The sequence below is a fragment of the Streptomyces sp. NPDC000594 genome (assembly GCF_040299965.1).
GTDB lineage: Bacteria > Actinomycetota > Actinomycetes > Streptomycetales > Streptomycetaceae > Streptomyces.
In genome coordinates, this window is record NZ_JBEPCY010000015.1 from 32,677 (window position 1) to 51,480 (window position 18,804).

Below are 18,804 nucleotides of genomic sequence, written 5' to 3' on the forward strand. Positions count from 1 at the left end.
GTCGCCGTCCACGCGGGCGCCCCGGGGGTCCGGCGGCCGGGAGGGTGGTCCCGGCCGCCGGGACGGGGTCAGGCGCGGCCGGCGGAGCGGGTGCGGAAGCGGGCGAGCGCGCCGAGGGCGAGGTCGAGCGCCAGGAACGCCAGCAGCGAGATCCCCAGCAGCGGCACGAACCAGCCGACGAACGCGGTCGCCGCCGCGAACGGCAGCAGCACCGTCACCGGCAGCCGCCGCCAGGCGCCGCGCGGCACCGGACGGCCGCCGAGGGCACGGCCCCGGGTGGGCCTGCGCAGCCACCACATCCGGTAGCCGGAGACGATCAGCACGATCAGCCCGGCGGCGAGCGCGGCCAGCGCGAGCTGGTTGGCGAGCCCCAGGAAGACCCCGACATGCGCGTCGATGCCATAGCGGGTGAGCTTGGCGAGGACCGGGTAGTCGGCGAAGCTCAGCTCGTCCAGGACGGCGCCGTCCGCCGGGTTCAGGGCGACCGAGTCCAGCTGGACCGGGAAGGTGGTGTCCCGCTCCCGGACGACATAGCCGGTGCCCTCGGCGGGCAGGGAGATCGCCACCTGGCCGCTGTCGATCCCGGCGGTGCGCGCGGCGGCGAGGGCCCGGTCGATGCCGATGTCGGCGCCCTGGTGGGCACCGCCGTGGCCGGCGCCGTGCTCCGCGTGGTCGCCGCCCGCGCCCGCCCCGCCGGGGGTGTCGCCGAGGACGGCGGAGACCGCCGGGGTCGCCCCGCCGAGCTGGTCCTGGACGGCGCCGATGTTCTCGCCCGCGTACCGGGACCAGGTCAGTCCGGTGGCGGAGAGCAGCACCAGACCGATGACCGCCCAGAGACCGATCGAGCCGTGCCAGGTCAGCGTGCGACGGCGGCCCTTGGGCAGGGAGCGGTCCGGGCGGACCAGGTCGCGCCGGGCGGAGCGCCTGCGGCCCAGCCAGAGCAGCAGCCCGCCGAGGGCGACCACCCACAGCCAGCTGGCGGCCAGCTCGCTGTAGTTGCGGCCGGGCTCGCCGAGGTGGAGGTCGCGGTGGAGCTCGTCCAGCCAGGTGCGGAGCGGAAGGGCGCCGGTGCTGCCGAACGAGGGCAGCTCGCCGCGTATCTCGGCGGTGTACGGGTCGACGAAGACCGCGAGGGACTTGCCCTCCTCGACCCCGGGGGCGCTCATCAGCACCCGGGTGGTCTGGTCGTCCTCGGCGGCGGGCCACACGGCGGTGACGGTGCCGTCGGGGCGGGCCTCCCGGGCGGCCTTGACCTGTTCGCTCAGGGGCAGGACCCGGTCGCCCTGGGCGGAGACGGTCAGCTCGTCGCGGTAGACGAGTTTCTCGGCCTGGAAGGAGAGGGCGTAGAGCAGTCCGCTGACGGCGGCGATCAGCAGCAGCGGGCCGACCAGCAGCCCGGCGTAGAAGTGGATACGGAGCGCGAGGGGGCGCAGTCCTTGCCACAGACCGGGGGTGGCGGTGCCTTCGGCGGTCTCCCGCTCGGTTTCGGTTCTGCTGCTCTCGGCGGCGGTGTCGGTGGCGGTATCGGCGGCGTCTGCGGGGGTTTCGGCAGGCGTGTCGGCGGGGGGGCCGGCCGGTGTGTCGAGGGACATGGCGATCCTGGGGGTCGAGTGTCTGCATGGGGAAGCGGCCCCCAGGTCAGACAGGCACTCCGGGGACCGTGACGCGGGAGGCGGGGCAGCCGGGCGGGCCGCGTCGCACCAGGGTGTGGCCGAGCAGCCGTCCGGGGCGGCCCCGGTCGTCCCGGCGGCGCCGTACGGGCGCGCCGGGGAGGGACGGCAGTGCGGCGACGGCGACCGGCGGGCGCAGCGGGGCGAAGGCGAGGGTGCCCACGGCGTGGGCGAGGCGCAGGAAGGCGGCCTCGCCCCGGGCGAGCCAGACCGCGCAGAAGGCGGCGGCGAGGAGATGGGCGGCGACCATGGCCACCGGGGAGGGGCCGAGGAGGCCGGGGCCCAGCAGCTCCGGCGCGGCCGGGGCGTCCGGGACGCCTCCGGCCGGGTGGCCGCCGCCCGGGTGACGGCCGGATGGCATCGCGTGGAGCTGGGCGCGGGCCAGGTAGAGATGGAGTCCGCCCTGGGCGGCGAGGAGTCCCAGTCCGAGGGTGACGGTGCCCCGGCGGCGGCGGGCGGCCACCCAGGCCAGGGCCCAGGTCACGGGGAAGGCGGGGAGCAGCGCGGAACCGGGGAGGTCATGGCCGGATGTGTACGAATGCCCCAGGGCGGCCAGAGAGATGCAGATCGCCGCGAAGAGGGCGGCTCGCAGGGCGCGCAGGGGCGACCGGGCATCTGTCATGGTGGGCACATGCTGCCATCAGGGCGGCGCGGGCGGCAGGGGGGTGCCCGAATCCGCTCCACGGCCCGTCCCCGGGCGAGGCGTTCACCCCGCCTCCGCCGGCCCGCGCCGGAGCCCTGCGGGAGCCCTGCCGGAGCAGCTGCCGGGACCTTCACGGCGTGATCGCGTACCGCCCCCGGCTCTGCCCGGGTGGGCCCTCGCGCCGTCGGGGCGGCGCGCGGCGGGACGGCGGGGGACCGGGACGCGTGGACGACCGGGGCGGCGTGGAGCGGGGTGATCGGGGACGATCGGGACCGACGTGACGGGAGCGGTCGGCGACAGGGCCGGGCGGCCGGTACGGGCAGGGTTGACGAGCAAGGGGTTCGGATGGATTTCGCGCAGGCGACCGTCGTGGTCACAGGGGCGTCCAGCGGTATCGGGTTCGGGATCGCCCGTGCCTTTCTGGACCGGGGCGCGCGGGTGGTGCTCAACGGACGGGACCCGGACCGGCTCCAGGAGGCGGCGCGGGCGCTGGACGCGCCGGAGCGCACGGCCACCGTGGCGGGGGCGACCGGCGACGCGGCGACCGGTGAGGCGCTGGTGCGGACCGCCGTGGAGCGCTTCGGCGGGGTGGACGTCCTGGTGAACAACGCGGGCGGCTTCGCCTCCCGGCCCTTCACCGAGGTGACCGAGGAGGAGTTGGACGGCTTTCTCACCGGCAATCTCCGGGGCACCTTCCTCACCACCCAGGCGGTGGTCCGGCGGCTGCGGGAGCAGGGGCGCGGCGGCAGTGTGGTCAGTATCGGCACCGCTCTGGTGGACCATCCCGTCGGGGCCTTCCCGTCCTCCGCCCCGGCGGCGAGCAAGGCGGGGGTGCACTCCCTGACCCTCAGCCTCGCCGTCGAGCTGGCGCCCGACAACATCCGGGTCAATCTGGTGGCGCCGGGGGTGATCAGGACCCCGGCGACGGACCGGTCGGACCCCGCGACCCTGGAGTTCCTCTCCTCCTTCGCGCTGCTCGGGCGGCTGGGTGAGGTGGCGGAGATCGCGGAGGCGGTGGTCCATCTGGCCGGGGCGGAGTTCATCACCGGCCAGCTGCTGCGGGTGGACGGCGGACGGGGCACCGCCGCGCGCCCCCGCTGACGGCACGGCGGCACGGGAAGCGGCCGCCGGACACGGGGGAACGGCCGCCGGGACCTGGAGCGTTGGGCCACCGGCGGCCGGAGCCGGGCGGGTTCCCCGTTCCCCGGAGAGCGGAAGCCTTCACCCATCAGCGGAAATCGCTGGCCACACCGTTGATCCGGGCCGCAGAGTCGGGGCATGAGACTTCTGGTGCTGGGTGGAACGGAGTTCGTCGGCCGGGCGGTCGTGGCGGCGGCCATGGAGCGGGGCTGGGAGGTGACCGTCCTCAATCGGGGCACCCGCCGCCCCGCCCCGCCGGGCGTGCGCGCCCTGGTGGGCGACCGGCTGGCCGAGGGCGGCCTCACCGCGCTCGCCGACGGCGAGTGGGACGCGGTGGTGGACACCTGGGCCTCGGCGCCCCGCGCGGTCCGCGACACCGCGCGGCTGCTCGCCGGGCGGGTGGAGCGGTATGCCTATGTGTCGACGTGTTCGGTGTACGCCCAGCCGTCGCCGCGCGACTGCGCCGAGACCGCCCCTCTGGTGGAGGGCGACCCGGACGCCGGTGCGGTGGCGTATCCGGAGGACAAGCGCGGTGGTGAGCTGGCGGTGCTGGACGCCTTCGGCGAGGAGCGCTCGCTGCTGGCCCGGGCGGGTCTGCTGATCGGCCCCTGGGAGAACGTCGACCGGCTGCCGTGGTGGCTGCGCCGGATAGCCGAGGGCGGCCCGGTGCTCGCCCCGGGGCCGAAGGACAATCCGCTCCAGTACCTCGATGCCCGGGACCTCGCCGCCTGGACCCTCGACGCGGTGGCGGCGGGGCTGAGCGGCCCGTACAACCTCCTCGGTGAGCAGGGCGGGACCACCATGGGTGAGCTGCTGGAGACCTGTGTCCGGGTCACCGGCTCGGACGCGGAGCTGCGCTGGACCGACGCGGCGCGGCTGCTGGAGGCGGGGGTGGAGACCTGGACACAGCTGCCGATGTGGGTGCCGCGCGAGGAGACCCCGGAGCTGTTCACGGCGGTGTACGAGCAGAACGTGGACCGGGCGGTCGCGGCCGGGCTGCGCTGCCGTCCGATAGCGGAGACGGTCGCGGACACCTGGGCGTGGATGCGGTCCGGGGAGGCCAGTTCCCCGGCGTCCGCCCCGCGCCGGGCGAAGGGTCTGGACCCGGAGACGGAGGCGCGGCTGCTGGCGCTGTGACCGTACGGCCCCCGTCCCCGTCCCCCCGGAGAGGACGGGGACGGGGACGGGCCGGGGGAGCAGCGGGGTCAGCGGGTGCGGGCGGGCTCCCGGGCGGGGTGGTTGTCCACGGGGCCGTGGTCCAGCAGGGGCAGCCGGCGCAGCATCCGGGGGGTGTGCCAGTTGCGCTCCCCGAGCAGGGCCATCACCGAGGGCAGCAGCACCATCCGGACCACGGTCGCGTCCAGCAGGACCGCCACCGCGAGCCCCACCCCCATCTGCTTCATGTCCTGCATCGACAGGGTCCCGAAGACCGCGAAGACCGCGACCATGATCGCCGCCGCGCCGGTCACCGCGCCCGCGGTGCGGCGGACGCCCTCCCGGATCGCCTCCCGGGTGTCCGCGTCCCGGTCCCGGGCCTCGCGGATCCGGGAGACGACGAAGACGTGGTAGTCCATCGACAGCCCGAAGAGCACCACCAGGACGAAGAGCGGCAGCCAGCTCTGGACCGCGCCCACCTTCTCGGTGGCCAGCAGCGAGGCGCCCCAGCCGTGCTGGAAGACGGCGGTCATCACCCCGTACGCGGCGGCCACCGACAGCAGGTTGAGGACGATGGCGGTCGCCGCGATCACCGGTGAGCGGAAGCAGAGGAGCATCAGCAGGAAGGTCACGACGGTGATGAAGACGAAGACCGGGACCATGCCGTCGCCGAGCCGCTCGTTGAAGTCGACGGAGCCGGCGAGCCCCCCGGTGACCCGTACCTCGGCGCCGGTCCCGTCGAACGCGGCGGGCAGGGTCTCCTTCCGCAGCCGCTCCAGCGCCGCCCGCGAGCGGGCGTCGGAGCCGTCCCCGGCGAGCGGCACCTCGATCTCGGCGATGTTCTCGGCCCGGTGGACCCGTACCCGGTCGAAGCCGGCCAGCGCCCGGCGCAGGGGGGCCGCGGTGATGTCCTCGGCCGCGACCACGACCCGGGCGGGTTCGGGGCCGCCGGGGAAGGCGTCGGCGATCCGCCCGTACGCCACCGACAGCGGGGCGTCGGAGCCGAGCTGCTTCTGCCAGCCGAGCTGTTCGGTGCGCATCCCGGCGGCGGGCGCGGCGAGCACCAGCAGCACGCCGGCGCCCAGGGCGGCGAAGAGCGCGGGGCGGGTGAGCACCGGCCGCAGCAGGGCCCCGGCGACGGCGCCGCTCTGCCGGGCCTTCCCGGCGCACCGGCCCCGGGGGCGGCCCAGGAAGGGGATCCGTCCGGCGTCGACCCGGTCGCCCAGCCAGGCGAGGAGCGCGGGGAGCACGGTGACCGAGCCCAGCATCGCGATGAACACCACCAGGATGGTGGCGACGGCGAAGCCCTCGAAGAGCATCAGCCCGGAGAAGAACATGCCGGCCATGGCGACCATCACGGTGACCCCGGAGACCAGCACGGCCCGGCCGCTGGTGGCGGCGGCGATCCGCAGCGCGGTCTCCGCGTCCCGTCCGGCGGCCCGTTCGTCGCGCTCCCGCCGCAGATAGAAGAGGCAGTAGTCGACGCCGACGGCCAGCCCCATCAGGAACATCACGGAGTAGGTGGTGGGGAAGAGGGCGAACTGATGGCTGGCGACGGCGAGCAGTCCGAAGGCGGCGGCGCAGGCGGTGAGGGCGAGCACCACCGGGAGCAGCGCGGCGACCACCGTGCCGAAGACGATCAGGAGGATGCCCAGGGCCAGCGGTACGGCGGTCAGCTCGGCGCGGACGAAGTCGTCGGCGAGCAGGTCCGTCAGCCACTTCTCGGAGCTGGCGTCCCCGAACTGGTGCAGCTCCACGCCGTCATGGGCGCGGTCCACGGCGCGGACGGCGTCCACCACCGGTCCCACCCGGTCGGCGGCTCCCTCCCGGTCCCCCTCGATCGTCAGGGTGAGCAGGGCGTCCTTCCCGTCCGCGGAGGGCACCGGCGGGGGGACGTCGGCGACCGCGCCGGTCCGGGTGACGGCCCGGCGCAGCTCGGCGGCGGCCCGCTGCCAGCCCCCCGGTTCCCCGGCGGCGACCAGGACGAGTTCCCCGGCGGGCCGTTCCAGACCGGCGTCCTGGAGGATGCGGTCGGCGCGTGCCGAGTCGCCCGCGCCCATCTCGGAGGGGGCCGCCTCGACGGTGCCCAGCGCACCCCCGACCCCCGCCGTCAGCGCCACGAGGAGCAGCCAGCCGATGATCGCGGTCTTGCGGTGGTGTGCGCTCCACACGCCCATGCGTGCGGCGGGATTGCGTCCCACGGTCTCCCCCAAGGTCGGTCCGGGCGGGCCCAGGGTCCCGGTCCGGGCAGGCCCGGGATCGGTCCGGGCGGGCCCACAGTCGGTCCGGGCGGGCCCGGTCGGTGTCGGGAACGACGCTAGGAAGCGGCGGGCGGGCGCCCCAGCCGGATGGGGCCCCTTCCGGCGGGCGCCGGGGCGAGCACCGGGGGTGGTGTCAGGTACACCCCCGTCCGGCGCCGGGGCCCCGTGCTCCGGGCCCGGTGGCCGGTGGAGACTGGTGTCCACCCCGGCGACCGGCGAGAACGCCGCTGACGAGGGGCGACAGGGGACGAGAGGCATGAACATGAAGAGGGCAACCGCCGCCGGAGTGGCCGCGGCGCGCGGGCTGGCGCTGGCGCTGATGGGCTGGGTCGCCTCGGTGGCCCTGCTGGTGCTGACGCTGGTCTCGCTGGCGCTCCTCCTCCTCGGGATCGGGGTGTTCACCACCCCGATCCTGCTGCGTCTGGTCCGCGCGCACGCGCTCGCCCGCCGCCGGCTCGCCGCGGAGTGGGCCGACATCCCCATACCGATCGCCTACCCGCGCCTCCCGGACGATCCCCGCGGCGGGATCGCCGGCCAGGTGGAGCTGTGCGTCCAGCTGCTCAGGTCCCGGTCGACCTGGCGGGACCTCCAGTGGCTGCTGGTGGACATCACGGCCGCGCCCTTCGTCGCGGTCCTGGTCCCCGGGCTGCTCGCCCAGGGCATCTTCGGGCTGTTGCTGAACACCGGGCTCTGGCGGCCGATCGCCCGCGCCGAGGGCGGCACCTACTGGTTCACCTTCGTCCCGGTGAGCGGCACCGGCACCGCCGCCCTCGCCGGGCTGGTCGGCCTGGTGCAGCTCGTCACCGTGTATCTGGCCGGACCGGCGCTGATCCGGACCCACTTCCGGATCACCGCCGCACTGCTGCGGCCCAGCCGGGAGAGCGAGCTGGTGGAGCGGATCGGCCGGCTCACCGAGACCCGGCACGACGCCCTGGACACCTCGGCGGCCGAGCTGCGCCGGATCGAACGGGATCTGCACGACGGCGCCCAGGCGCGGCTGGTGGCGGTCGGGATGAATCTGGGGGTCGTGGAGGCGCTGATCGAGAAGGACCCGGCGCAGGCGAAGGCGCTGATCGCCATGGCCCGCGAGTCCTCCGCCGAGGCCCTCACCGAACTGCGCGACCTGGTCCGGGGCATCCATCCGCCGGTCCTCGCCGAACGGGGGCTCGGGGACGCGGTGAAGGCGCTGGCGCTGCGGCTGCCGGTGGGCTGCGAGGTGTCGGTGGAGCTGCCGGGGCGGGCCGACGCGCCGGTGGAGTCGGCGGCGTACTTCGCGGTGAGCGAGGCGCTGACCAACGCGGTCCGGCACGGTGGCGCGGAGCGGATCTGGGTGGACATCTCCCATGCCGGGGGTGCGCTGCGGATCGCGGTCACCGACAACGGCCGGGGCGGCGCGGTGATCGGGCCGGTCCGGGCGGACGGCTCCGGCACCGGGCTGAGCGGGGTCGAACGCAGGCTCGGTACATTCGACGGCGTCCTGGCCGTCAGCTCTCCCGCGGGCGGTCCCACCATGGTGACCATGGAGATCCCGTGCGTGTTGTCCTAGCCGAAGACCTCTTTCTCCTCCGGGACGGCCTGGTGCGGCTGTTGGAGGCGTACGGCTGCGAGATCCTGGCCGCCGTGGAGACCGGTCCGGAGCTGAGCCGGGCCCTCGCGACGCTGGAGCCGGATGTGGCCGTGGTGGATGTGCGGCTGCCGCCGTCCCACACCGACGAGGGGCTCCAGTGCGCGCTGGCGGCCCGGGCGGCCCGCCCCGGGCTGCCGGTGCTGGTCCTCTCCCAGCATGTGGAGCAGTTGTACGCGCGGGAGCTGCTGGCGGACGGCCGGGGCGGGGTCGGCTATCTGCTGAAGGACCGGGTCTTCGACGCCGACCAGTTCATCGACGCGGTGCGCCGGGTGGCGGCGGGCGGGACGGCGATGGATCCGCAGGTGATCTCGCAGCTGCTCTCCCGGTACTCCCCGGACCGGCCGCTGGACGCGCTGACCCCGCGCGAGCGGGAGGTCCTGGAGCTGATGGCGCAGGGCCGGTCCAATGGGGCCATCGCGGAACGGATGGTGGTGACCGAGCGGGCGGTGGCCAAGCACACCTCCAATATCTTCACCAAGCTGGGCCTTGAGGTCTCCGACGACGACAACCGGCGGGTGCTGGCGGTCCTCGCCTATCTCGACAAGGACTGAGCCGGGAGCCGGACACGGGGGCCGTAAACCGGTCCACGCCACGCCGGGGGCCCGGCCGCGCCCTCGGAGCCGCCCCCGCACACCCCCGTACCCCAACTCCCCGCCCCCCGGGGCCCGTACGCGCCCCACCGCCCCGCCCACCGACCGGCATCCGGCCATCGCGCCCCCCGGACCCGGTTCGGCGGGGGCGGGCGGCGGGTAACCTGCGCCACGCATCCACCGGCTGTGACGTGGGTAACACGGAGGCGCTGATGTACGAGCTGTCGAGACGCAGGATGCTGGGCACCGCGGGAGCGATCGGCGTGGGTTCCGCCCTCCCCGGCCCGGCATCCCCCGCCGTCGCCCTCCCCGCCGACGCGGCCCCCGGGGCGCCCGGGGCACCGCTCGCCGCCTCCTTCGACACGGCACCCGCCCGCGCCGCGCTGCGGCGGCTGCTCCCCCGGCACGAGAGCCAGTTCCGGCTGCGCGCCCTCACCGGCGCCGAACGGTTCCGGGTCACCGGCACCACCGGCCGGATCGAGGTCGCCGGAACCTCCCCCGCCGTACTGCTCACCGGGGTCCACTGGTACCTCAAGTACGTCTGCCACGCGGTGATCTCCTGGGCCGGCTCCCAGCTCGACCTCCCCGCCCGGCTCCCCGCCCCCGCCGCCCCGCTGGAGCGCTCCGCGACCGTTCCGCACCGCTTCGTCTGCAATGACACCCACGACGGCTACACCGGCCCCTACGCCGACTGGCCGCACTGGGAACGGCTGCTGGACGTCCTCGCCCTGCACGGCTGCAACGAGGTCCTGGTCACCCCCGGCCAGGAAGCCGTCTACCACCGGCTGCTCCTTGACTTCGGCTACACCGACACCGAGGCCCGCACCTGGCTGCCCGCCCCCTCGCACCAGCCCTGGTGGCTGCTCCAGAACATGAGCGAGTACGGCGGACCGGTCTCCCCCGCCCTGCTGGAGCGGCGGACCGAGCTGGGGCGGCGGATCGTGACCCGGATGCGCCGGCTGGGCATGCGGCCCGTGGTCCCCGGCTACTTCGGCACCGTCCCCGACGGCTTCACCGCCCGTAACCCCGGCGCCCGGGTCGTCCCCCAGGGCTCCTGGAACGGACTGCGCCGCCCCGACTGGCTGGACCCGCGCACCCCCGTCTTCGCCGAGGTCGCCGCCGCCTACTACCGCCACGAGGAAGAGCTGTTCGGCGCGATCGACCACTTCAAGATGGATCTGCTGCACGAGGGCGGCACCGCCGGGGACGTCCCGGTCGCCGACGCGGCCCGCGCCGTCGAGACCGCGCTGCACACCGCCCGGCCCGGGGCGACCTGGGTGATCCTCGGCTGGCAGGCCAACCCCCGCCCGGCGCTCCTGGAGGCGATCGACACCAGCCGGGTCCTCATCGTGGACGGCCTCTCCGACCTGGACACCGTCAAGGACCGGGAGACCGAGTGGGGCGGGGCCCCGTACGCCTTCGGCACCATCCCCAACTTCGGCGGGCGCACCACGATCGGCGCCAACACCGACCGCTGGACGGAGAAGTTCACCGCCTGGCGGGACCGGCCCGGCAGCGCGCTCGCCGGGACCGCGTACATGCCGGAGGCGACCGACCGCGACCCGGCGGCGCTGGAACTCTTCTCCGAGCTGGCCTGGCGCCGGGAGAAGATCGACCGCGCGGCGTGGTTCACCTCGTACGCCCGCTTCCGCTACGGCGGGCGGGACCGGGCCGCCGAGGAGGCGTTCGCCGCGCTGGCCGCCACCGCCTACCGGCTCACCACCACCGACGGACGGCCGGTGGACTCGCTCTTCCTGCGCCGCCCCGGCATGGGCTCCTCGGTGGTGACCGCCTTCGACCAGCCCGCGTTCGACCGGTCGCTGGCGGCGCTGCTCCGGGTGGACGAGAAGCTGCGCGGCTCCGACGCGTACCGCTACGACCTCGCCGATCTCGCCCGGCAGGCGCTGGCGCTGCGCTCCCGGACCCTGCAACTGGCGCTGCGCTCCGCGTACGCCACGAAGGACGTGGCCGCGTTCCGGGGCGTCGCGGCGCTCTGGCTGAAGCTGATGCGGCTCGCCGACACCCTGGCCGGCACCCACGCCTCGTTCCTCCTCGGGCCCTGGCTGGAGGCGGCCAAGCGCTTCGCCACCGACCCCGACGAGACGGTGGAGCTGGAGCGCACCGCCCGGGTGCTGGTGACCACCTGGGGCGACCGGGTGGCCGCCCAGGATCTGACCAACTACGCCAACCGCGACTGGCAGGGTCTGATCGGGGACCTCCATGTCCCGCAGTGGGAGCGGTATCTGACCGAGGTGACCACCGCCCTGGAGGAGGACCGCGCGCCCCGGGCGATCGACTGGTACCCGGAGGAGGAGGCCTGGACGCTCCAGCGGCGGAGCTATCCCGTCCGGCCCACCGGCGAGGTGCGCCGGGTCGCCCAGCGGGTGCACGACACCCTCGCCGCCGCCCCCTACCAGGGGCACACCACCGTCACCGTGGATCCGCCCGCCTTCGCCCCGGGCAGCTCGGGCACGGCGACGGCGACCTTCCGCAATCTCAACGGGCTGCGCGCCACCGGCCGGGTCGACCTCGTCCTCACGGCGCCCGGGGTGAGCGCCGAGCCGGTCGGGCCGACCTCGCTGGAGTCCGTCCCGGCGGGCGGCAGCGGTACGGTCTCCTGGCGGGTGACCGCCCCCGCCGGGGAGCTGACCGAGCCGCTGCGGGCGGTCCCGTATCTGCTGCGCACCGCGTACGGGCCCGAGGGCACCGACCCCGTCACGGTGGGCCAGAGCGGGGCGTTCCAGCTGGCGGCGCCGCTGGAGAGCGGCTGGCTGACCTGGACCAGCAACGCGGCCGTCTTCGGTCAGCTCGGGGAGGCGCTCGCGGTCAACGGCGCGGGCAACGACCTCTGGCGGGGCACCGCCCACTTCGGGACCGCCTATCGCGCGGGTGTGCTGGCCCCGGGGGCCTCGGTGGAGCTGCGGGTGGACGCCCAGGAGAACACGGGGTCCTGGGCGCGGGCGGGGATCGTCGTCCGCAATGATCTGGCCCGGCCGGGCGACGCCGGGTTCGTCAATCTGGCGGTGACCCCGGGGCAGGGGGTCGCGCTGTCGTACGACTCCAACGGCGACGGCACCCTGGACACCTATCGCCGGGTGACCGGGGTGCGGGCGCCGGTGCTGCTGCGGCTGACCCGGGGCGGGGGCACCTCGTTCACCGGCGCCTTCTCCCTGGACGCCGGGGTCACCTGGCGGCCGGTGGGCACGGTGTCGGCGCCGGGCGCGGCGGCGGTCGCGGACGCCGGTCTGTTCATGACGGCCACCAACGGGGGCAGCGGGGCGCGCGGCACGGTCCGCTTCAGCGGCTGGGCGGTACGGCGGCTCTGAGGGTACGAGGCGCTGAGGGCGCGGCGGCTCTGAAGGTACGGGGGCCTGAGGGTACGGGGGCCTGCACGGCCCGAAGCCGCCCGGCGCGGCCGGTAGTTACCGCTGCGAACAGGCGCCCGAAGGCCACTCGGTAGGCTGTTCCCATGACGACCGGGCTACGCCGCAGGATGGGCGTCGAGGAGCGCAGGCAGCAGCTGATCGGTGTGGCGCTGGACCTGTTCAGCGCCCGCTCCCCCGACGAGGTGTCGATCGACGAGATAGCCTCGGCGGCCGGGATATCCCGGCCGCTGGTCTACCACTACTTCCCCGGCAAGCAGAGCCTGTACGAGGCGGCGCTGCGGCGGGCGGCCGACGATCTGGCCGGCCGCTTCGAGGAGCCGCGCGAGGGCCCGCTCGGGGCCCGGCTGGTGCGGGTGATGCGGCGGTACTTCGACTTCGTGGACGATCACGGGCCCGGTTTCTCCGCGCTGATGCGGGGCGGGCCCGCTGTTGGTTCCACCACCACCAACGCGATGATCGACGAGGTGCGGCAGGCCGCGTACGAGCAGATCCTGTCCCATCTGGACATCGAGGACCCACCGGTGCGGCTGTCGCTGGTGGTGCGGTCCTGGGTGTCGCTGGCGGAGTCCACGGCCCTGCTCTGGCTGGACGGCCGCCGGATCCCCCGCGCCGAGCTGGAGTTGCAGCTGGTGCACGATTTCGCGGCGCTGTGCGCGGTGAGCGCGGCGTACGACGACGAGATGGCGGCCATTGTCGCGGGGATGCTGGAGGGGGAGCCGCTGGAGGGACCGCTGGGGCGGCTGGTGACCCGGCTGATCGCGGCGGCGCCCTCGGTGATGGCCCGGGTGCCGCAGCAGCGCAGCGGCTGACGAGCACCGGCGCTACCGGGCGTGCGCAGGGCGGAAGCCCTCCCGCCGGGCGGCGGAAGGGCTCCCTGGGTGTCCAAGCCGACCGTACGGCCCTCAGCCGCGCCGGAAGACGGCGACCGTCCGCGCCGGGACCTCGAACACCCCCTTCGCGTACGAGGAGGTCCGCACCACCGCGTCCGAGCCGTCCGCCTGGACCGGGTGGAGCGCGTACTCCGCGCCGCTCAGCGCGTCGATCCGCTGGCTCCGCCGCTCGGGGCTCGCGTTGAAGACCACGACCAGATCGCCCGCGCGCATGGTGATCACCCCGGGGGTCTCGTCCTTCCCGGAGAGCGGGAAGGAGATCTCCGCGCCCACCTCCTCGGCGGTGCTCAGCCCGAACACCTTCTCGGTGGCCCTGATCCGCAGCAGATCGCGGTAGGCCCCGGCGGCGCCCTCGATCGGCCCGCATCCGGCGGTGAGACCGGGCGCGGTCAGCAGCGGCTTGGCGTACCCCCACTTCGGGCGGTTGTCGGCGGCCGGCGGCAGCCCCCGGCCGAAGCCGTTGCCGTCCCGGCAGTCCCAGTGGATCGCGTTGTACCAGTCGCCGCTGTCGTACGAGTTGCGGTCCAGCGACTTGGAGCGCAGCAGATCGGTCCCGGCCTGGGAGAGCGCGGGCCCCTGCGAGAGGGTCGCCGTCGCCATCGCCAGGACCTGTGCCCTGGCCCGGTCGGCCGCCGGGGTGTCCTTCGGCAGCTTGAAGGCGAGGGCGTCGTACAGCGTCTCGTTGTCATGGGCGTCGGCATAGGCGAGGGCGTCGCCCGGGTCCTTCGCGTAGCCGGCCGGGGCCCCGTTGTAGTCGACCTCGGAGCCCTTGACCGTACGGCCCCGGGAGTCGGTGAAGGTGTACGAGGCGAGGCTGCCGGTGAGACCGACCTTGATCAGGTCCTGGTAGTGGAGCAGCCGGGCCCGCTGCTCGGCCGGGGTGCCGTTGTCGGCGGCCGGGTTGGGGTCGGTCCACAGACCGGAGGCGAAGCCCTGGACCCCGGGGTCCTCGTCGAAGGGTCCGCCGCCGCGCACCGCGTCCCGGGCGCGGTCGGAGAAGGTGGCGATGCCGGTTCCGGCCATGTTCTTCTGGGTGGCCTGGACAAAGCGGGCGTCGTCGGCGATCTCGCCGAAGTTCCACCCCTCGCCGTAGAGGACGATCCTCTTTCCGTCGACGCCGTCCCGGGCCGGGGTGAGCGCGTCCAGGGCCTTCCGGACGGCGAGCATATTGGCCTTGGGGTGGTGGCCCATCAGATCGAAGCGGAAGCCGTCGACCTTGTACTCCTTCGCCCAGGTGACGACGGAGTCCACGACCAGCTTGCCCATCATCGCGTTCTCCGGCGCGGTGTTGGCGCAGCAGGTGGAGGTGGCGACGGAGCCGTCGGCGAGGAGCCGCTGGTAGTAGCCGGGGACGATCCGGTCCAGGACCGACTTCTCGGACTGACCGGCGGCGACGGTGTGGTTGTAGACCACGTCCATCACGGTGCGCAGCCCGCTCGCGTTGAGTCCGGCGACCATCTCCCGGAATTCGACGGTCCGGCGGGTGCCCTCCGGGTCGGAGGCGTAGGAGCCCTCCGGCACGGTGTAGTGGAGCGGGTCGTACCCCCAGTTGTAGCCGTCCTGTGCGGCGGCCTTCGCGACGCACTCCTGCTGCCGGTCGGAGTCGGGGGCGTGGGAGGCGAGATCGCAGTCGGGCCGCTGCTGGTCCCGCTCGCGCTCGGGAATGGTCCCGATGTCGAAGGCGGGGAGCAGATGGACGTACGAGGTGCCCGCGTCCGCGAGCTTCCTGAGGTGCTTCATCCCGGCGGAGGCCCGGTCGGTGAAGGCACGGTACTTCCCGGGGTGCTTCGCCGTGCGGTCGGCGATGGAGAAGTCCCGGATGTGCAGCTCCTGGATCTGCGCGTTCCGCAGCGGTACGGCGGCGGGCTTGCGCAGGGTCCGCCAGCCCTTGGGGGCCAGCTCCGGGTCGCGCAGATCGACGGCGAGGCTCCGGGCGGAGTCCGTGGTCAGAGCGGTGGAGTAGGGGTCGGTGACCTTGTTGACGACCATCTCGCGGACGGTGGGGGCCCAGACGTCGACCCGGTAGCGGTACGCCTTCCCGCGCCAGCCCTTCGGTCCGGTGACCGCCCAGACACCGCTGGAGTCGTCGCGGCGCATCGGGACGGTACGGCCGCCGATCTCCAGGGAGACGGTCCGGGCGGTGGGGGCCCAGACGGAGAGGGTGACCCCGCGCCGGTCGAAGACCGGGCCGAGCGCCGCCCGGGTCGCCTCGCCCGCGTAGAGATCGTCCAGGACCCCGGGGATCTGCACCCCGGTCGCGGCGAGCAGGGCGCCCCGGGCGTCCCGCTGGGTGGCGACGAGCTGGCCGCGCAGCGCCTGACGGACCCGGTCCCGGTCGCGCGGGTCGACGGTGAACGCCGGGTACTCCTTGAGGTGCGGGAACTTCTCCCGCTGTGCCTCGGTCAGGGTGGACCGGCCGAGCCGGAGCCAGTGGCCCTCGTCGCTGAGGGCGCCGTCCACGACGGAGATACCGCCCCGGGGCGCGTACACCAGCTGCTGGCTGGTGGCGTCGGTGGCCCTCACCTTCCAGACGACGGTGTTCCGGTCGATCCACTGGGCCTCGGCCTTACCGAGGTCGAGGGTGGGGACCGCGCCCGCCTGCGGCAGCAGGTACGTGGGCTCCCCGGCGAGCAGCCAGACCTCGTTGCCATGGGTGGCGAGGTCGAGCGACTGGTCGCTGGGCAGGTCCTTCTCGTCGCCCTTGTGGAGGATGTAGCTGAGCGATGTGGCGCCGGGGGCGAGCGGGACCTCGAAGGTGACGCCGTAGGCGTCCTGGGCCACGGGCTTCAGCGGCCGGGACCAGTCGGTGGGTTCGGCGGCGCCGGTCCAGGTGTGCAGTCCCCAGCCGTCGTAGTCGCCGCCGGGGCGGTGGTAGCGCAGGATCGCCTTCTTCTTGTCCTGCGGCGGATAGACCCCGTCGGGGGCGCGGTCGGCCTGGCCGTCCTTGCCCTGTTCGATCCAGACCTGTCCGGTACGGGAGAGGTCGACGGTCCGCTCGGGCCCTTCGGCGGCGCCGTCCCGCTCCACGGTGTACGGGAGGCGGGTGGTGCCCTCGGGGAGCTTCACCCAGGCGAAGGCGCCATAGGCGTCCCGGCCGGTGAAGGGGGCGGTGCCCTGGGGGGTGCGCAGCCGCAGACCGGTGAGGTCGCCGTCCGCGCCGCCGGTGGGGCGGTAGTGGACGATGGCCCGGTCGCGTTCCACGGCGACGGGCTTCTTCGGCGGCGGGGTGGCGCCGGCGGTGGTGGCTCCGGTGTCGGATGCGGTGCGTCCGGCGGCGTCCACGACCACGGCCTTGTAGCGGAGCGGGGTGCCCGCCTTCACCTCGGGGCCGAGGTACTGGGTGACCTTGTAGGGGGCGTGGTCGGCGGAGCCGAGGACCTTCCAGGGGCCGGTGCCCCGCTGGGCGGCGAAGACCACCCGGCCGAGCTGTCCGCCGTCGGCGTCGGCGGAGATCTCGACGGTTCCGGTGGCCCCGGCGGCGGGGGCGGTCAGCCGGATCTCCGGCCGGGCGGTGGGCAGCGGCTGCCGGCGCTCCGCCCGGAGCACCACGGTGGAGAGGGCGGGGACGGTGACGGTGATCCGCCGGTCGGCGCCGGACCGTACGGCCCGGTGGTCGCCGTGGACGGGACGGAAGGCGCTGTCGGCGGTGCCGGTGGTCAGCTCCACGGTCCGGGGCCCGGTGGCGTTGTTGGCGGCGACGACATACTCGACCCGCTGCCGTGCGTCGGTACGGGAGTGGGCGTACACCGGTCCCTCGGCGTACCGCTGCTGCTGGACCCCGTCGCGGAGCGCCGGGTGGTCCCGGGTCAGCCGGGAGAGCGCGGCGATCGACCGGTAGAGGGGGTGGTCGGTGTCATAGGCGTCGGTGTCATGGCCCCGGTCGGTGCCGATGCGGTCGTCGTCCAGATAGTCGGGGGTGCGCGACGCGAAGAGGGGCTGGCGGGCGTCCTTGTCGCCGCCGGCGCCGGTGAAGCCCTGTTCGTCGCCGGAGTAGATCACCGGGTTGCCCCGGGAGAGGAACATCAACTCGTTGGCGAGCCCGGCCCGGCGGAGGAGTTCGGTGTCACCGGCGCCGGGGTTGTCCTGCCGGAGGAAGGTGCCGATGCGGCCCATGTCGTGGTTGCCGAGGAAGCCCACCTGTCCATAGGCGTTGGCCCTGTCGGTGGTGTAGCGGTGGTCCTGGGCGAAGACGGCGGCGGGCCGCTCGGCCGAAGCGCCCTGCGAGGCGAAGGCACGGATCGCGTCCTGGAGGGGGAAGTCCAGGGTGGAGTCCAGCCGTCCCCGGGTGACATAGGGGGCGGTCTGGGCCGGGTCCGAGGAGTAGACCTCGCCGAACATGAAGAAGTCGTCCCGGCCGCGCTTCGCCGCATAGGCGTCCAGCGCGGTCGCCCACTGGGTCCAGAACTCCATGTCGACATGTTTGACGGTGTCGATGCGGAAGCCGTCGATGTCGAAGTCCCTGACCCACTTCTGGTAGATCCGCTCCATGCCCCGGACGACCTCGGGCCGCTCGGTCCACAGATCGTCCAGGCCGGAGAAGTCCCCGTGCTCGGCGCTCTCCCCGGCGAAGGTGGAGTCGCCCCGGTTGTGGTACATCGTGGGGTCGTTGAGCCAGCCGGGGACCTTGCCGGTGTCCCGGGGGCGGGGGGTGTACGGGAAGGAGTCCTCGTCCACCTCGGGGACGCCGTCGCGGTCGTCGAAGGGGCGGCCCTGTCGGTCCAGATAGGGGAAGGCGCCCTTGGGTTGGTAGCCGTAGGTCTTCTCGGCGTAGTCGACGGTGTCGGCGGTGTGGTTGGTGATGACGTCGAAAAAGACCTTCATCCCCTTGGCGTGGGCCTTGTCGATCAGCCGCGCCAGCTCGGCGTTGGTGCCGAAGTGCGGGTCGACCTGGGTGAAGTCGGTGATCCAGTAGCCGTGGTAGCCGGCGGACTCGTCCTTGCCCTCGCCCTGCACGGGACGGTTCCTGAAGATCGGGGCCAGCCAGATGGCGGTGGTGCCGAGGCCCTTGATGTAGTCGAGGCGCTCCGTGAGCCCCTTGAGGTCACCTCCCTGGTAGAAGCCCTTGTCGGTGGGGTCGAAGCCGGTCCGCGACCGGGATCCGGTGAGACCGCCCCGGTCGTTGGAGCGGTCGCCGTTGGCGAAACGGTCCGGCAGGACGAAGTAGAACTGCTCCCGGGTCGCGTCGTGCCGGGCGGGCTCCCGGGCGAGCCGGGCGTCCGACGGCGGCGGGGGCGCGGCGGGCGCCCGGTCCCGGGGTACGGCCACCGCCGCCGTCGCGGGCAGCAGCCCGGCACACAACGCCCCGGCCAGCGCGCCGATGACGGCACCCCTCCGTGGCCTTCTCCAACGCAGCACGACGTTCACCCTCTTCTCGAAAGTCTTCCTGTGGGGGCATGCGTTCCGCGGGGCGGAACGGGTGGGCACCCGGCCACGGGCGCCCGC

General features: G+C 74.3%; 10 protein-coding genes. 6 read left to right on the top strand and 4 right to left on the bottom strand.

All coding sequences use genetic code 11. The annotated features are described in order from the left end of the window. Positions 1 to 68 precede the first annotated feature (68 nt). Entirely contained in the window at positions 69 to 1,592 is a 1,524-nt protein-coding gene (locus tag ABT354_RS21260) for a PepSY-associated TM helix domain-containing protein (protein WP_351496048.1), read from the bottom strand. Between the two features lie 46 nt (positions 1,593 to 1,638). Next, the gene (locus ABT354_RS21265) at positions 1,639 to 2,292 is read right to left on the bottom strand and encodes a hypothetical protein (RefSeq protein ID WP_351496050.1); all 654 of its coding nucleotides are present in this window, start codon (positions 2,290 to 2,292) and stop codon (positions 1,639 to 1,641) included. Positions 2,293 to 2,658: 366 nt separating this feature from the next. Between ABT354_RS21265 and ABT354_RS21270 the strand changes: the two genes are divergently transcribed. Then, positions 2,659 to 3,414: an SDR family NAD(P)-dependent oxidoreductase gene (locus ABT354_RS21270; protein ID WP_351496052.1), complete on the top strand. Its 756-nt coding sequence runs from the start codon at positions 2,659 to 2,661 to the stop codon at positions 3,412 to 3,414. Positions 3,415 to 3,591: 177 nt separating this feature from the next. Next, the gene (locus tag ABT354_RS21275; RefSeq protein WP_351496054.1) at positions 3,592 to 4,590 is read left to right on the top strand and encodes an NAD-dependent epimerase/dehydratase family protein; all 999 of its coding nucleotides are present in this window, start codon (positions 3,592 to 3,594) and stop codon (positions 4,588 to 4,590) included. A 68-nt stretch (positions 4,591 to 4,658) separates the two neighbouring features. Here ABT354_RS21275 and ABT354_RS21280 read toward each other — a convergent pair whose 3' ends face one another. Next, positions 4,659 to 6,785, bottom strand: coding sequence for an MMPL family transporter (locus tag ABT354_RS21280; protein ID WP_351496309.1), 2,127 nt, complete (start codon positions 6,783 to 6,785; stop codon positions 4,659 to 4,661). 340 nt (positions 6,786 to 7,125) lie between these two features. On the opposite strand from ABT354_RS21280, the gene ABT354_RS21285 reads away from it, so the two are divergent. The 4 genes from ABT354_RS21285 (at position 7,126) to ABT354_RS21300 (ending at position 13,281) form a co-directional block, all read left to right on the top strand. Further along, a complete protein-coding gene (locus tag ABT354_RS21285; RefSeq protein ID WP_351496056.1) occupies positions 7,126 to 8,415 on the top strand; it encodes a sensor histidine kinase in 1,290 nt (429 codons plus the stop codon). Next, positions 8,400 to 9,047, top strand: a complete 648-nt coding sequence (locus ABT354_RS21290; RefSeq protein WP_351496058.1) for a response regulator transcription factor — start codon at positions 8,400 to 8,402, stop codon at positions 9,045 to 9,047. The genes ABT354_RS21285 and ABT354_RS21290 overlap by 16 nt, the downstream gene beginning before the upstream one ends. Positions 9,048 to 9,298: 251 nt before the next feature. Beyond that, complete coding sequence (locus ABT354_RS21295) at positions 9,299 to 12,412, top strand: alpha-N-acetylglucosaminidase (RefSeq protein ID WP_351496311.1); 3,114 nt, start codon at positions 9,299 to 9,301, stop codon at positions 12,410 to 12,412. A gap of 143 nt (positions 12,413 to 12,555) precedes the next feature. Further along, positions 12,556 to 13,281 carry a TetR/AcrR family transcriptional regulator gene (locus ABT354_RS21300; protein WP_351496060.1) on the top strand — a complete coding sequence of 242 codons (726 nt, stop codon included), beginning with the start codon at positions 12,556 to 12,558 and terminating at the stop codon, positions 13,279 to 13,281. A 93-nt stretch (positions 13,282 to 13,374) separates the two neighbouring features. Here ABT354_RS21300 and pulA read toward each other — a convergent pair whose 3' ends face one another. Then, on the bottom strand, positions 13,375 to 18,717 hold the full coding sequence (gene pulA, locus ABT354_RS21305; protein ID WP_502983461.1) for a pullulanase-type alpha-1,6-glucosidase: 5,343 nt from the start codon (positions 18,715 to 18,717) through the stop codon (positions 13,375 to 13,377). Positions 18,718 to 18,804: the final 87 nt, after the last annotated feature.

Excerpts from the sequence above, each read along its gene's own strand:
- ABT354_RS21260 (WP_351496048.1), bottom strand. The coding sequence starts at position 1,592 with ATGTCCCTCGACACACCGGCCGGCCCCCCCGCCGACACGCCTGCCGAA.
- ABT354_RS21265 (WP_351496050.1), bottom strand. The coding sequence starts at position 2,292 with ATGACAGATGCCCGGTCGCCCCTGCGCGCCCTGCGAGCCGCCCTCTTC.
- ABT354_RS21270 (WP_351496052.1), top strand. The coding sequence starts at position 2,659 with ATGGATTTCGCGCAGGCGACCGTCGTGGTCACAGGGGCGTCCAGCGGT.
- ABT354_RS21275 (WP_351496054.1), top strand. The coding sequence starts at position 3,592 with ATGAGACTTCTGGTGCTGGGTGGAACGGAGTTCGTCGGCCGGGCGGTC.
- ABT354_RS21280 (WP_351496309.1), bottom strand. The coding sequence starts at position 6,785 with ATGGGCGTGTGGAGCGCACACCACCGCAAGACCGCGATCATCGGCTGG.
- ABT354_RS21285 (WP_351496056.1), top strand. The coding sequence starts at position 7,126 with ATGAACATGAAGAGGGCAACCGCCGCCGGAGTGGCCGCGGCGCGCGGG.
- ABT354_RS21295 (WP_351496311.1), top strand. The coding sequence starts at position 9,299 with ATGTACGAGCTGTCGAGACGCAGGATGCTGGGCACCGCGGGAGCGATC.
- ABT354_RS21300 (WP_351496060.1), top strand. The coding sequence starts at position 12,556 with ATGACGACCGGGCTACGCCGCAGGATGGGCGTCGAGGAGCGCAGGCAG.